This window comes from Pseudomonas hunanensis (assembly GCF_013393325.1).
GTDB classification, from domain to species: Bacteria; Pseudomonadota; Gammaproteobacteria; order Pseudomonadales; family Pseudomonadaceae; genus Aquipseudomonas; species Aquipseudomonas putida_P.
Genome location: NZ_QJRC01000080.1, coordinates 193,365 through 206,122 on the forward strand (window position 1 = coordinate 193,365; position 12,758 = coordinate 206,122).

A 12,758-nucleotide genomic window follows, 5' to 3' on the forward strand; every position below is an offset into this window, starting at 1 on the left:
GGGCGCCACCGGTGAATCGCCCGGCGCTACAGCACAGCTACGGCCTCGATCTCGACCAACATGGCATCCAGCGCCAGCCGGGGCACCGGTATCAGCGTGCAGGTCGGTTTCATGTGTGGGCCCCAGGCCTTGTCGGCTTCGGCGACCCATTGGCGAAGGCGCGCTTCGGAATGCTCGACAATCAGCAGGGTCAACTTGAACACCTGCGCCAGGCTGGCACCTTTCGACGCCAGGGCCAGCTCCAGGTTGGCCAGTGCCTGGCGGGCCTGTTCGGCGAACAATGGCGACAACTGGCCGTTGCTGTCCTCTCCACCCTGGCCGGCGATGAACAGCAGACGGCTGTCGGCGCGCACTTCGGCGACATGGGAATAGGCGTTGCCACTGGGGTCGTACAGGCCTTCGGGGTTGCTTAGCTGGAATGCACTTGATGGGGTCACGACACGCCCTCGCTTGGTTGAAAGAGTGGCGCAGTATCAGACCTTGAGTTAACTCGAGGTCAAGCACAGAGTAGGACGTTTCGCACAAGGCAATGTGCTGCTTGAACCACGCGTCTGTTTGCGCACTGGCGGCCCGGTAGTAGATTGCAGGACCCGGCATGGAGGCCTGTCCATAACAAGGAAATGCTCATGAGCAAGTATGATTTTCAGCTGGCCTATACCATCAAACCGCACAACGCTGCCCACGATGAAGCCGACGCCGCGCAAGCGCGCCTGCACCTGCGCGTGAAGCTCGGCCTGGACACCGTCGAGCATATCGAAACCACTTTGCTCGGGGTCATCACCCTCAAAAGCGCCACTGTCGCAGACCGCAAGCGGGAAGCTGAGAAGCTGCTTCACGATTACATCCATGACGCGCTCAAACAGTTGCGCGTTCTGTCCACCGTAGAATTCTACGGCTGCCTGATGGTGGACGGGTTGGGCCCGGCCGTACGCTTCGACATCCTGCCCAGATGAACCTCGACGGCATCAGGCGCCCCCGCGCCTGATGCCGAGTACCGTCATTTCTCCTGCAGTACCGCCCTGCCTTTCACCGCCCGCGGCCCGCGCCAGGCCCAGAACAGCAACCCGGGGAATGGTGCGTAGACCACGAACACAATCCACAGCATCTTGCGTTCGGCGCGCCGCTCACTGCCGATGATGTGCCAGATGGCCCAGATCTCCAGCAGGATGACCAGGGCCGCGATGATGAGCCAGATCGTACCGATTTCCATGAGCGCTCTCCCAATTGGCATGTTATGGATTGGGTTGCTGCAAGCGCTGAGGGTTCAGATTGATTTTCCCGCCTCAAGGGCCCTCACGCAGTTGCAACCACTGCGCCAGGCTAGACCGGTTGCCTGAACACGACCTGCAATGCGACACAGCCACCGGGGAGATTGTCTTTCCTCCGGGCACCGTCCACACTCTGCGGGCCAGCCAGGAAGCGGAGTCCAGAGTGCCCACGCCACGCCAGTTCAGCAAGAAGACCAGCACCAGCAACATGCTGCGGCTCAAAACCAGCAGCGCCAGTGCCCAGGCTCCCTATCGGGTCGACTTCGTCCTGCTCGAACACTTCTCGATGGCCAGTTTCACCGTGGCCATGGACGTGCTGGTCACAGCCAACCTGTTGCGCGCCGACAGCTTCCAGTTCACCCCGCTGTCGCTGGACGGCGACCGCGTGCTCAGCGACCTGGGGCTGGAACTGGTGGCCACCGAGCTGTCCGCCGAAGCGTTGCGGGAGCTGGACCTGTTGGTGATCTGTGGCGGCTTGCGCACACCGCTGAAGTACCCGGAACTCGACCGCCTGCTGGACGACTGCGCCACCCACGGCATGGCCCTGGGCGGCTTGTGGAACGGTGCCTGGTTTCTTGGCCGCGCCGGGGTGCTGGACGACTATGGCTGCAGCATCCACCCCGAACAGCGCGCCAGCCTGTCCGAACGCAGCCCGCAAACACGTATTACCCCGGCAAGCTTCACCCTCGACCGCGATCGCCTGAGCGCCGCCAGCCCCAATGGCGCCATGGAGCTGATGCTGGGCCTGGTGCGCCGGCTGTATGGTGACGGCCTGGCCGAAGGCGTGGAGGAAATCCTGTCGTTCTCCGGTGCGCGCTACCGCCAGGTTGGCCCGGGGGCGAAGAAGTCCATGAGCCTGCACCTGCGTACCATCGTCGAGCTCATGGAAAACAACCTTGAGGAAACCCTCAGCCTCGACCAACTGGCGGCCTACAGCGGGCGCTCGCGGCGGCAGATCGACCGGCTGTTCCAGGCCCAGCTTGGCACGTCGCCACGGCGTTACTACATGGAGCTGCGCATCACCAAAAGCCGCCGCCTGCTGCAGTACTCCGACCTGTCGGTGATGGACGTGGCAGTGGCCTGCGGCTTTGTTTCGGTGTCGCACTTCAGCAAGTGCTATGCGGCGTACTTTGGTTACCCGCCGTCACGTGAGCAGCGGCTGGGCGAGTGAGCGGCGTTCAGGCGCGGATGTAGCGCAATACGGCGTCACAGATCATGGCCTTGTGGCGCTGCTTGACCTGGTCATCAGACAGATCGATCTGGAAGATCTCGCCAAAGGTGTGGCGGTTCGACACCCGGTAGAAACAGAACGAGCTCATCAGCATGTGCAGGTCGATAACCTCGATGCCGGTGCGGAACACGCCTTCCTGCACGCCACGATGCAGGGTGTTGCCCAAGGCTTCGAGCACCAGGCTGCTCATTTCGCGAATGGCCGGCGACTGCTTGACGTATTCCCCGTAGTGGATGTTTTCGGTGCAGATGATGCGCACGAAATCGACATTGCGGTCGTGGTGATCGAAGGTGAACTCCACCAGCCGGCGTATCGCCTGCTCAGCCGGTAACGACTCCAGGTCCAGGCTCTGCTCGGTCTTGCGAATATCCCCGTACAGCTTCACCAGGCACTCGCAGTACAGCTGCTCCTTGCTGCCGAAGTAGTAGTAGATCATGCGCTTGGAGGTAGCGGTACGCTCGGCGATGGCGTCCACGCGTGCGCCGGCCAGCCCTTGCTGGACGAACTCGTTGATGGCGGCCTGGAGGATGTCCTCGCGGGTTTTCTCGGGGTTGTTCTTGCGCGTTTTGCGCCCCCCTTCGGTTTCAGGCTGGCCGAGGCTGACTACGGAATCACTCATACCCACTCACAGGCTATTTATTGGAATGTGGGGGGATTATCCGCGAGCGCGGCCACGCAGGGAAGCACGCTGTTGGTCGGGTAGCCATAACGCATTGTGGCTGGCGGGCCTTGATATCGCGCCCCGCAACCCGCTAGCCTGCCTGCCCTTGCCGTGGATGGACCCTGCCTCATGCACCCGCGCGACCTCGCCGCCTACCTGTTCCTGGCCATCGCCTGGGGCTTTTCTTTCCTGGTGCTGCTCAAGGTGGTGCATGCCTTTGGCTGGGTGGGCGCGGTCAGCCTACGGGCACTGATTGCCAGCGGCACCCTGGCGACCCTTGCCGCCCTGTTGGGCCGCAGGCTGCGCCTGCGCTCGCTGCTGGTACCCTTGCTGGTGGTGGGCGCGACCACGGTGGCCGGGCAACTGATCGGCATGTCATACGCCACCCCACGTATCGGTACGGCCATGGCGGCCATTTTTGTCGCCACCATTCCGCTGTTTTCTATGCTGATCGGGCGGGTGTGGGGGCTGGAGAAAATCACCCCGCAAGGCCTGGCCGGGCTGCTGCTGGGTATTGTCGGCATCGTCATACTGGTCGGTTTTCCGGCCCGCCCTGTAGATGACGATTTCATCCACGGCTGCATCGCTTCGCTGCTAGGCGCCATCAGCGCCGCCTACGGCAGCAATTACGCCAGCCTGCACCTGCGCGGCCAGGACCCGTGGACAGTCACCGGCGGCGCGTTCCTGGCTGGCGGGCTGCTGACCCTGCCGCTGCTGCTGGTAGTACCGGTGCCCAGCGTGCCACAGGCGGGCGATTGGCTTTACCTGCTGATTAGCGGCGCAGTGATGAGCGCTACCACCTATGTACTGTATTTTGGCCTGGTAGCCCGCATCGGCGCGACCCGCGCCATCAGCGTGGAGTTCGTGGTCACGCTGGTAGCGGTATTGGTCGGCGCGCTGTTTCTCGATGAAGCCCTTAGCCTGTTGCAGGCAGCAGGTGGCCTGATAATTCTGCTTGGCTGCATGCTGGTGCTGGGCCTGCTGCCAAGGCGCAAGCAGCGGCTGCCCAGCTAGTGCGGGGTCAGTCGCGCTGGGCGGTGTCGCGCGTCGGTGGCGGGGTCAGGTGCAGCACGCGATTGCGCCCGCCCTCGGCGAGCAAGTAGCCGCCCTTGCCGTCTGCCACGATCGACTGCGGCGCCTTGAGGAAGGTCAGCATGGTGTGCTGGACGCCGTCAGCGTCGATGAGCAACAAGCGCGCGCGGTGCGTGTTGTCCTCGCTGATCCACAGGCCACGTTGGTCACAGTACAAGAACGTAGGGTTACGCAGGCCGTCGACCACTACTGGGTCGCGGCCATCGTCGGACAGGGCGCGGACCTTGCCATTGGCCTTTTCGGTATACAGCAGGCGGCCATCACTGCAACGGGTAAGGCCTTCGGTTTCGGTCAGGCCGGAACGCAGCACATCGAGCTGGCCGCTGTTCCAGTCATAGCGCATCAGGCGGCCGTTGCCCTTGCGGTCTTCGATAGCGAACAGATGGTCGCCGTCGTTCCACAGGCCTTGCACGCTCTCGCCATCGAACAGGTGGGTTACCTGGCCATCGCGAGACAGGCTGACGGGAGCCTGACCACCTTCCTGGCTGAACACCCAACCGCCCTGCGCCGCCACCATGCCATCAGGCTTGGACAGGTTGTCGATCACCACCACGCGATCACCGCTAGCGGTGATCTTGAGGATGCTGCCCCGGCCGTCGTCCAGCTCACGGCTGACCAGCAAGCTGCCATCGGCTTGTGGCAGCAACGAGGCGGCCTTGGTCACGTCGCGATGCAACACCTCGACATCCCAACCGGAAGCGGCCTGAACCGGGTAGAAACTTTGCCAGGCGAAGAAGCCCAGGGTGGCCACGAGCAGGCCAGTGGTGGCAGTCAAGGCGATGCGGGTGCTGCGCTTGCGCAGGATGTGCGGCATGTAGGGCTCCTCGGGATTGCTGGGGATCCTAGCAAGCGAATGTGAAAAAAATGTCGAAACCCACCGTACAGTTACAAAACAAAAGGATATAAAAATAACAAAACAATCTAACAAACTGGAATATATAAATTGAAAGCCTAACGCCGGCTCCTTAGTCTGGATGCATCGCCTCTCAGCCGATTCAAGGAACTATGCCCATGCCCGCCCGCACCTTCTCTCCCCTACGCCGTCTGCTGATCGGCGGATTGCTGGCCAGTGTCGCCAGCGCCTTGCTGCCCTGGTCCGAAGCCATTGCCGATGACGCCAAGACCCTGCGCATCGGTTACCAGAAGTTCAACAGCATCAACATCCTCAAAGGCAGCGGCGCGCTGGAGAAGGCCCTGGCACCGCAAGGCGTGAACGTGAGCTGGCACGAGTTTGCCGCCGGCCCGCAGTTGCTCGAAGCGCTGAGCACTGGCGCCATCGACCTCGGCCACGCTGCCGACGCCCCGTCGGTATTCGCCCAAGCCGCAGGCAAGCCGGTGGTGTACCTGGCTGCCGAACAACCGTATCCACGCGGCATCGGCCTGGTGGTGCGCGAGCAGGACCACCTGGCCAGCGTGCAGGACCTCAAAGGCAAGCGCGTGGCTACCGGCCGTGGCTGGAATGCCCAGTACCTGCTGGCCGTCGCGCTGGAACAAGCGGGCCTCAGCTATCAGGACATCACCCCCGCCTACGTCAACAATGCCGCCGATGCCGTGGCCGCGCTGCAATCGGGCAGTGTCCAGGCGGTGACCCTGTGGGACCCGTTCCTCGCCGCCGCAGAAAGCCAACCAGGGCTGAAAAACCTGCGCGACGGCAGCGGCCTGTCCAACAACCGCACCTTCTACCTGTCCACCGCCAGCTATGCCGACCAGCACCGTGCGCTGCTGAAGACCTTCTTTACCGAACTGGGCAAGGTCAGCCAGTGGGCCAACGCCAAGCCAGCCGAAGTCGCCGCGCTGCTGGCTCCGCAGCTGGGTATCAGCGCCAACGTGTTGGAAGTGGCCAGCGAACGGCGCAACTACAACGCCGTGGCCATTACCCCGCAGATCGTTGCCGAACAACAGAAGCTGGCCGATACCTTCCAGGGCCTAGGCCTGATTCCACGCAAGCTGCAGGTGGCCGATGCGGTCTACCCGGCTTCCGTGTTGCCTTGAGCGGAGCGCGCCGACCATGCCTCGCCCGATCCGCTTCAACGCCTTCAGCATGAACGCTGCCAGCCACCAATCCCCCGGCCTGTGGCGCCACCCACGCAACACCAGCGTGGCGTTCAACCGCCTGAACTACTGGACCGACCTGGCCCGCCTGCTTGAACGGGGCCTGTTCGACGCACTCTTCATTGCCGATGTGCTGGGCATCTACGACGTTTACCAGGGCGGCCCTGAAGCCGCCCTGCGCGGCGGCGTGCAGGTGCCGGTCAACGACCCGCTACTGCTGGTGCCGGCGATGGCCGGCGTTACCGAACACCTGGGTTTCGGTGTCACCTTCTCGTTGACCTACGAGCACCCTTACCCCTTCGCCCGGCGCATGTCCACGCTCGATCACCTGAGCAGTGGCCGGGTCGGCTGGAACATCGTCACCGGCTACCTGGACAGCGCCGCCCGCAACCTGGGCCTGGCGCGTCAACTGGGCCACGACCAACGCTACGACCTGGCCGAGGAATACCTGCAGGTGTTGTACAAACTGTGGGAAAAAAGCTGGGACGACGATGCCGTGCTGCTGGAACGCGACAGTGGGCGCTATATCGAACCCTCGCGGGTACACCCCATCAACCATGTGGGCGAGCATTTTCAGGTGCCCGGCATGCACCTGTGCCAGCCGTCGCCGCAGCGCACGCCGGTGCTGTTCCAGGCCGGGGCTTCGGCACGCGGCCAGCAGTTTGCCGCACGGCATGCCGAATGCGTGTTCATCAGCGGCCCAACGCCCACGGTGTTGCGCCGCTACGCCGACGGCATTCGCCAGGCCAGCGAGGCAGCTGGGCGTGGCCGTGACGAAGTGCTGATATACGCCCAGGCGCTATTGATCGTCGCCCCCACGAGGGAGCAAGCCGAGGCTCGCTTCGCCGAATACCGGCGCTATGTCGACCTGGACGCCGCCCTGGCACTGTTGTCGGGCTGGACCGGTATCGACTTTGCGGGCCTCGACCCCGACGCGCCGATCGAATACGTCGAAAACGACGCTGGCCGCGCTGCCTTGGCGGCCTTTACGGCAGCCGACCCTGGCCGCCGCTGGACCGTACGCGAGGCCGCCGAGTTCGTTGGCCTGGGGGGCCGAGGCCCGGTGTTGGTGGGTGCCGCCAGCGAGGTGGCCGACCAGCTGGAAAGCTGGCTGGACCAGACCGGCATCGATGGTTTCAACCTGACGTACGCCGTGCAACCGGACGACCTGGCCAATGTGGTCGAGCTATTGGTGCCCGAGCTGCAGCGCCGCGGCCGCTACCCGCTGAACTACACCGAAGGTACCTTGCGCCACAAACTGTTCGGCCAAGGCGACCAGTTACCGGAACAGCATGTTGGGCGTCAGGTAGACATTCAGCAATCAAATACCGGGTATTCCAACATTTAATTTGTGGATGGCGCGCGCTCGACCCTATTCTGTCGCCACATCCCCTGCGCCGCACCGGCCGGTGCGGTTCAAGGCACGGGGAGAGAACAACAAGTCGAGATCGTCCATGTCGAACCATTCGTACTTCGCCCCCCACGGTGGGCACCCGGCTCAAACCGAGCTGCTGACTGACCGTGCCATGTTCACCGAAGCCTACGCTGTCATCCCTAAAGGCGTGATGCGTGACATCGTCACCAGCCACCTGCCGTTCTGGGACAAGATGCGCATGTGGGTCATCGCCCGTCCGCTGACCGGCTTTGCCGAAACCTTCTCCCAGTACATCGTCGAGCTGGCCCCGGAAGGCGGCAGCGAGCGCCCTGAGCTGGACCCGAACGCGGAAGCCGTGGTGTTCATCGTAGAGGGCGAACTGGACATCACCGTCGAAGGCAAGCACCACACCCTGGTACCAGGCGGCTACGCCTTCCTGGCCCCGGGCGCCGAATGGAGCCTGCGCAACAACAGCAAGTCCAACGTCACCTTCCACTGGCTGCGCAAGCACTACCAGAAAGTTGAAGGCCTGGACGTACCAGAATCCTTCGTCACCCACCGTGACAACGCCACCGTCATCGAGATGCCGGGCACCGAAGGCCGCTGGAAAACCACCCGTTTCGTCGACATGGCCGACATGCGCCACGACATGCACGTGAACATCGTCACCTTCCAGCCGGGCGGCGTGATCCCGTTCGCTGAAACCCACGTGATGGAACACGGCCTGTACGTGCTGGAAGGCAAGGCGGTGTATCGCCTGAACCAGGACTGGGTCGAAGTGGAAGCTGGCGACTTCATGTGGCTGCGCGCCTTCTGCCCGCAAGCCTGCTACGCCGGCGGCCCAGGCAACTTCAGCTACTTGCTGTACAAGGACGTGAACCGTCACGTACACCTGACACTGAACCCTAAGCGCTAAGCCCAGGCTGATGCCCGCAAGCCCGCCAACCTGGCGGGCTTTCTGTTTGCCGCGCATACTCAAACACCCATCCCTCGCGCGGTACCAGCCATGAACCGCTGCCTGCTGCTCGCCGCCCTGCTGCTGTGCACCTCTGCCCTGGCTGCCGATGACTGGAACCTGGCCTACGATCGCGAAGGCATTCGCGTGTACCTGAGCGCCGCAGCGGATTCGCCCTACCAGCAATTTCGTGGCGTGAGCACCATGAAAGCCAGCGTACGTACCCTTACCGACCTGCAAGAGAACCTGCGCGTAGCCTGCAAATGGCTGTACGCCTGTGACCAGATGCGTTTGCTGGACGTGGACGGCGCCAATACCTGGGTGTACCTGACCACCAACCTGCCCTGGCCGACGATGCCGCGGGACATCGTGCTGAAGGTGACCAGCGAACACCTGGACGACGGCACCCTGCTGCGGCACCTGAGTGCCGAGCCCGACAGGATCCCCAAGGTGGACGGGCTGATCCGCGTGCAGCACCTGAGCGGCGAGTGGCGGATGAAGCCGCTGGGTGAGCGCGAAACCGAAGTGACGTATCAGTTGCAAGCCGACCCGGCCGGGGACGTGCCGGGCTGGCTTGCCAATCGGTTCGTGGTGGATGCACCAGTGGTGACGTTGCGTACGTTGCGGGCGGTGGCTGAGCGCCAGCCTTGAGGTGTGGGCAGCCCTGCGCTTTACGGCCGCGAACGCTAGGCGGCGGTAGCTGCCTGTGGCCGCATACATGCCTTGGCCCGGCGCCGGTAGGCCAGCAGCAGGCCCGCGTACCACAACGGCATCACGTACAACGCCGTGCGGGTGTCCGGTTCCAGGGCCAGCAGGCACAGCACGAAGATCAGGAACAGCTGCGCCAGCGCAGCGGTGGCCTTGCCACCTGGCAGCTTGAACCTGGACCGCTCATGGGCCTGCGGATTCTGCCGACGGTAAGCGAAGTAGGACAGCAGGATCAGTGACCAGGTAACGATGATCATCACTGCGGAGATGGTCGACACCAGGGTAAACACGGTCATCACTTCTGGAATCACGAACAGCAGCGTCAAGGCAATCGCCATGCACACCCCCGAGAACACCAGCGCCCGCACGGGCGTACCCGAGCCGGACAGCCGCCCGAACGCCACAGGCGCCTGCTGCTGATGTGACAGGCCGTAGAGCATCCGCGAGCCCGAGTAGACACCGCTGTTGGCCGACGACGCAGCCGACGTCAGCACCACGAAGTTGATGATGCCAGCGGCTGCGGGCAACCCGCCAAGCAGGAACAGTTCAACGAATGGGCTGCGGTTGGCCGGCACATTGGCCCAGGAGACCACACTGATGATGCACACCAGCGAACAGATGTAGAACAACAGGATGCGCACGGGGATGGTGTTGATTGCCTTGGGCAGGGTCTTCTCCGGGTCTTTGGCCTCCGCCGCTGCGGTGCCGATCAGCTCGGTGCCGACAAAGGAGAAGATGGCGATCTGAAACCCGGCGAGAAAGCCCAGGATGCCATGTGGCATGACCACGCCCGGTGCTACCAGGTGGCTGAACGAGGCGGTTACCCCTGCCGGCGAAGTGTAGGAGGTCGCGACCATTACCAGGCCGGTCACCACCAACAGCACGATGGCGACGATCTTGATCAGGCCAAACCAGAACTCCACTTCGCCAAAGGCCTTCACCGCCAGCATGTTCAGCCCCAGCAGCAGGAACATGGTACCGAAGGCCGGTAGCCAGGTGGGCACATCGGGGTACCAGTACTGCACGAACCCCGCGACCACCACCACGTCACCCACCGCTGCCACGACCCAGCTGAGCCAGTACGACCAGCTGAGAATGTAACCGGCCCGTGGGCCCAGGTAGTTGTGCACCAGGTCGGCGAACGATTCCATCTGCAGGTTGGCCAGCAGCATCTCGCCCATGGCGCGCATGATGCAGAACACGAAAAAACCGATGATGGCGTAGACGAGGATGATCGAGGTGCCAGACAGCGCAATGATCTTGCCCGAACCCATGAACAGGCCGGTACCAATCGCACCACTGATGGAAATGAGCTGTATGTGCCGGTTTTCCAGCCGCCGTTTGAGCACACGGCCTTCTTCTGGAACTGCGCTTTGCGCGTTGCACGTTGGTTGCATAGTTGACCTCTTATTCTTTTTTTTGTAAAACCCCGCCGCCCCGCGCCGCACCATTTAATTGGTACTAAAGTGCAGGTTCTCGCCATTCAAGTCAGTCGAAACGTGGGTATTAACTCAGATGAAAAAACAGTGCCCGGTGCAACTTCGCAGCGGGTGTATTTGTTCTATTGAAACGCACCCAAGTGGCGCGTCCGATACAGTCCCGCGAAAGCCGTTTCATTCTGCCAGCGGCCCCGGTCAAGCGGAACGCTACAGAATGCACACCCCCATCGGGATTTTGTGCAGTGTGAAAAGCCCGGGTGACAGTTTGCACAATGCACCTGCCAGAAGGCTTGACCCGGCAGTCACATCTTGTAGGTCGAAAGCAGAATGCTGGTCTCGGTGTTTTCGATGTGTGGTATCGAGCGAATGGTGTTCAACGCCCGGTCGAAGGCCTCGAGGGTGTCGGCGCGCAGCTCGGCCATCAGGTCCCAGCGGCCATTGGTGGTATGGATGGCCACCACGTTGGGGTGCCCACGCAGCGCGTGCTTGACCTCTGCGGCGTGGTGGCCGCTGATACCGATGCTGGTGATTGCGCGCACGCCCTGCTCCAGCGCATCGGAGCGCAGGCGTACCGTGTAGCCGATGATCACGCCCTGCTCTTCGAGCCGGGTAATACGGTTTTGCACGGTTGCCCGTGCCACCTTGAGCTTCTTTGCCAGGGTCAGCACGGGGGTGCGTGCATTGTCCCGCAACAGTGCAATCAGTTCCCGATCAATAGTGTCCATAGGCCTGCCAAATAATCAGATTGCTACTTTGGGGTGGCAGATTGTCTAGAAAGTTGACAAAACTGGCAACCTGCATTCTTCCGATTGACGCAACCTTTCATCAAAATGTTCACGCCACTTCAACAATCTCAAGCGTGTACCCGGAAGTACAGGGGTGACCGCGCAATAACAAGGTGCAAGAGCATGACGTATTTCATTGATGTTCCAACCATGTCGGACTTGGTACATGACATTGGCGTAGCGCCCTTCATTGGTGAACTGGCGGCAGCCATTCGCGAAGACTTCAAACGCTGGCAGGAGTTTGACAAGTCTGCGCGAGTTGCCAGCCATTCGGAAGTGGGTGTAATTGAACTGATGCCGGTCGCCGACAACAGCCGCTATGCCTTCAAATACGTCAACGGCCACCCGGCCAACACGGCCCGCGACCTGCATACGGTCATGGCCTTCGGCGTGCTGGCCGATGTCGACACCGGTTACCCGGTGCTGCTGTCCGAGCTGACCATCGCCACCGCCCTGCGCACCGCTGCGACTTCGCTGATGGCAGCCCAGGCACTGGCCCGGCCCAACTCGCGCAAGATGGCGTTGATTGGCAACGGCGCACAAAGCGAGTTCCAGGCACTGGCCTTCCACAAGCACCTGGGCATCGAAGAAATCGTAGCCTACGACACCGACCCGCTGGCCACCGCCAAGCTGATCGCCAACCTCAAGGAATACAGTGGCCTGACCATCCGCCGGGCCGGCTCGGTGGCCGAAGCGGTGAAAGGCGTGGACATCATCACCACGGTGACCGCCGACAAGGCCTACGCCACCATCATCACCCCCGACATGCTCGAACCCGGCATGCACCTGAACGCTGTGGGTGGTGACTGCCCAGGCAAGACCGAGCTGCACGCCGATGTACTGCGCAAGGCCCGAGTGTTCGTCGAGTACGAACCGCAAACCCGTGTCGAAGGTGACATCCAGCAGTTGCCGGCAGACTTCCCGGTGATCGATTTGTGGCGCGTGCTGCGCGGTGAAAGCGAGGGCCGCCAAAGCGACAGCCAAGTCACCGTGTTCGATTCGGTGGGCTTCGCCCTGGAAGACTACACCGTACTACGGTACGTACTACAGCAGGCTGAAAAGCGCGGCATGGGCGCGAAGATCGACCTGGTGCCATGGGTAGAAGACGACCCGAAAGACCTGTTCAGCCATACCCGCGGCCGCGCGGGCAAAAGCCGCATCCGACGCGTTGCCTGACCCTGCTCCCAACCCG

14 protein-coding genes are annotated in these 12,758 nt (G+C 62.5%); 8 read left to right on the top strand and 6 right to left on the bottom strand.

Annotated elements, in window-relative coordinates; all coding sequences use genetic code 11:
• Positions 1-26 precede the first annotated feature (26 nt).
• Positions 27-437 (bottom strand): RidA family protein, encoded by a 411-nt coding sequence (locus DM807_RS09405; RefSeq protein ID WP_060493442.1) that lies wholly within the window; start codon positions 435-437, stop codon positions 27-29.
• Between the two features lie 189 nt (positions 438-626).
• On the opposite strand from DM807_RS09405, the gene DM807_RS09410 reads away from it, so the two are divergent.
• Positions 627-953, top strand: coding sequence for a hypothetical protein (locus DM807_RS09410; RefSeq protein WP_012272048.1), 327 nt, complete (start codon positions 627-629; stop codon positions 951-953).
• A gap of 44 nt (positions 954-997) precedes the next feature.
• Here the strand turns inward: DM807_RS09410 and DM807_RS09415 are convergent, their stop codons facing one another.
• Entirely contained in the window at positions 998-1,210 is a 213-nt protein-coding gene (locus DM807_RS09415) for a PLDc N-terminal domain-containing protein (RefSeq protein WP_012272047.1), read from the bottom strand.
• 221 nt (positions 1,211-1,431) lie between these two features.
• On the opposite strand from DM807_RS09415, the gene DM807_RS09420 reads away from it, so the two are divergent.
• Complete coding sequence (locus tag DM807_RS09420; protein WP_041166479.1) at positions 1,432-2,439, top strand: GlxA family transcriptional regulator; 1,008 nt, start codon at positions 1,432-1,434, stop codon at positions 2,437-2,439.
• A gap of 7 nt (positions 2,440-2,446) precedes the next feature.
• Here DM807_RS09420 and DM807_RS09425 read toward each other — a convergent pair whose 3' ends face one another.
• Positions 2,447-3,118 carry a TetR/AcrR family transcriptional regulator gene (locus DM807_RS09425; RefSeq protein WP_012272045.1) on the bottom strand — a complete coding sequence of 224 codons (672 nt, stop codon included), beginning with the start codon at positions 3,116-3,118 and terminating at the stop codon, positions 2,447-2,449.
• A 171-nt stretch (positions 3,119-3,289) separates the two neighbouring features.
• Between DM807_RS09425 and DM807_RS09430 the strand changes: the two genes are divergently transcribed.
• The gene (locus tag DM807_RS09430) at positions 3,290-4,174 is read left to right on the top strand and encodes a DMT family transporter (protein WP_012272044.1); all 885 of its coding nucleotides are present in this window, start codon (positions 3,290-3,292) and stop codon (positions 4,172-4,174) included.
• Between the two features lie 7 nt (positions 4,175-4,181).
• On the opposite strand, the gene DM807_RS09435 is transcribed toward DM807_RS09430, so the two are convergent.
• Positions 4,182-5,066, bottom strand: a complete 885-nt coding sequence (locus tag DM807_RS09435; RefSeq protein WP_060493443.1) for an NHL repeat-containing protein — start codon at positions 5,064-5,066, stop codon at positions 4,182-4,184.
• 197 nt (positions 5,067-5,263) lie between these two features.
• On the opposite strand from DM807_RS09435, the gene DM807_RS09440 reads away from it, so the two are divergent.
• The 4 genes from DM807_RS09440 (at position 5,264) to DM807_RS09455 (ending at position 9,285) form a co-directional block, all read left to right on the top strand.
• Positions 5,264-6,244 (top strand): aliphatic sulfonate ABC transporter substrate-binding protein, encoded by a 981-nt coding sequence (locus tag DM807_RS09440; RefSeq protein ID WP_012272042.1) that lies wholly within the window; start codon positions 5,264-5,266, stop codon positions 6,242-6,244.
• Positions 6,245-6,260: 16 nt separating this feature from the next.
• Positions 6,261-7,652: an LLM class flavin-dependent oxidoreductase gene (locus DM807_RS09445; RefSeq protein WP_179027308.1), complete on the top strand. Its 1,392-nt coding sequence runs from the start codon at positions 6,261-6,263 to the stop codon at positions 7,650-7,652.
• Between the two features lie 106 nt (positions 7,653-7,758).
• Positions 7,759-8,595 (top strand): bifunctional allantoicase/(S)-ureidoglycine aminohydrolase, encoded by an 837-nt coding sequence (locus DM807_RS09450; protein WP_016499386.1) that lies wholly within the window; start codon positions 7,759-7,761, stop codon positions 8,593-8,595.
• Positions 8,596-8,685: 90 nt separating this feature from the next.
• A complete protein-coding gene (locus tag DM807_RS09455) occupies positions 8,686-9,285 on the top strand; it encodes an START domain-containing protein (protein ID WP_179027309.1) in 600 nt (199 codons plus the stop codon).
• A gap of 35 nt (positions 9,286-9,320) precedes the next feature.
• Here the strand turns inward: DM807_RS09455 and DM807_RS09460 are convergent, their stop codons facing one another.
• A complete protein-coding gene (locus tag DM807_RS09460) occupies positions 9,321-10,739 on the bottom strand; it encodes an amino acid permease (RefSeq protein WP_060514191.1) in 1,419 nt (472 codons plus the stop codon).
• 344 nt (positions 10,740-11,083) lie between these two features.
• On the bottom strand, positions 11,084-11,506 hold the full coding sequence (locus DM807_RS09465; protein ID WP_012272037.1) for an Lrp/AsnC family transcriptional regulator: 423 nt from the start codon (positions 11,504-11,506) through the stop codon (positions 11,084-11,086).
• A gap of 183 nt (positions 11,507-11,689) precedes the next feature.
• On the opposite strand from DM807_RS09465, the gene DM807_RS09470 reads away from it, so the two are divergent.
• Positions 11,690-12,742, top strand: coding sequence for an ornithine cyclodeaminase (locus DM807_RS09470; RefSeq protein ID WP_060493445.1), 1,053 nt, complete (start codon positions 11,690-11,692; stop codon positions 12,740-12,742).
• Positions 12,743-12,758 lie beyond the last annotated feature (16 nt).

What these genes read in the sequence shown, in the direction of transcription:
- DM807_RS09470 (WP_060493445.1), top strand. Translation starts at nt 11,690, where the DNA reads ATGACGTATTTCATTGATGTTCCAACCATGTCGGACTTGGTACATGAC.
- DM807_RS09415 (WP_012272047.1), bottom strand. Translation starts at nt 1,210, where the DNA reads ATGGAAATCGGTACGATCTGGCTCATCATCGCGGCCCTGGTCATCCTG.
- DM807_RS09455 (WP_179027309.1), top strand. Translation starts at nt 8,686, where the DNA reads ATGAACCGCTGCCTGCTGCTCGCCGCCCTGCTGCTGTGCACCTCTGCC.
- DM807_RS09440 (WP_012272042.1), top strand. Translation starts at nt 5,264, where the DNA reads ATGCCCGCCCGCACCTTCTCTCCCCTACGCCGTCTGCTGATCGGCGGA.
- DM807_RS09430 (WP_012272044.1), top strand. Translation starts at nt 3,290, where the DNA reads ATGCACCCGCGCGACCTCGCCGCCTACCTGTTCCTGGCCATCGCCTGG.
- DM807_RS09465 (WP_012272037.1), bottom strand. Translation starts at nt 11,506, where the DNA reads ATGGACACTATTGATCGGGAACTGATTGCACTGTTGCGGGACAATGCA.
- DM807_RS09460 (WP_060514191.1), bottom strand. Translation starts at nt 10,739, where the DNA reads ATGCAACCAACGTGCAACGCGCAAAGCGCAGTTCCAGAAGAAGGCCGT.
- DM807_RS09445 (WP_179027308.1), top strand. Translation starts at nt 6,261, where the DNA reads ATGCCTCGCCCGATCCGCTTCAACGCCTTCAGCATGAACGCTGCCAGC.
- DM807_RS09435 (WP_060493443.1), bottom strand. Translation starts at nt 5,066, where the DNA reads ATGCCGCACATCCTGCGCAAGCGCAGCACCCGCATCGCCTTGACTGCC.
- DM807_RS09450 (WP_016499386.1), top strand. Translation starts at nt 7,759, where the DNA reads ATGTCGAACCATTCGTACTTCGCCCCCCACGGTGGGCACCCGGCTCAA.
- DM807_RS09410 (WP_012272048.1), top strand. Translation starts at nt 627, where the DNA reads ATGAGCAAGTATGATTTTCAGCTGGCCTATACCATCAAACCGCACAAC.
- DM807_RS09425 (WP_012272045.1), bottom strand. Translation starts at nt 3,118, where the DNA reads ATGAGTGATTCCGTAGTCAGCCTCGGCCAGCCTGAAACCGAAGGGGGG.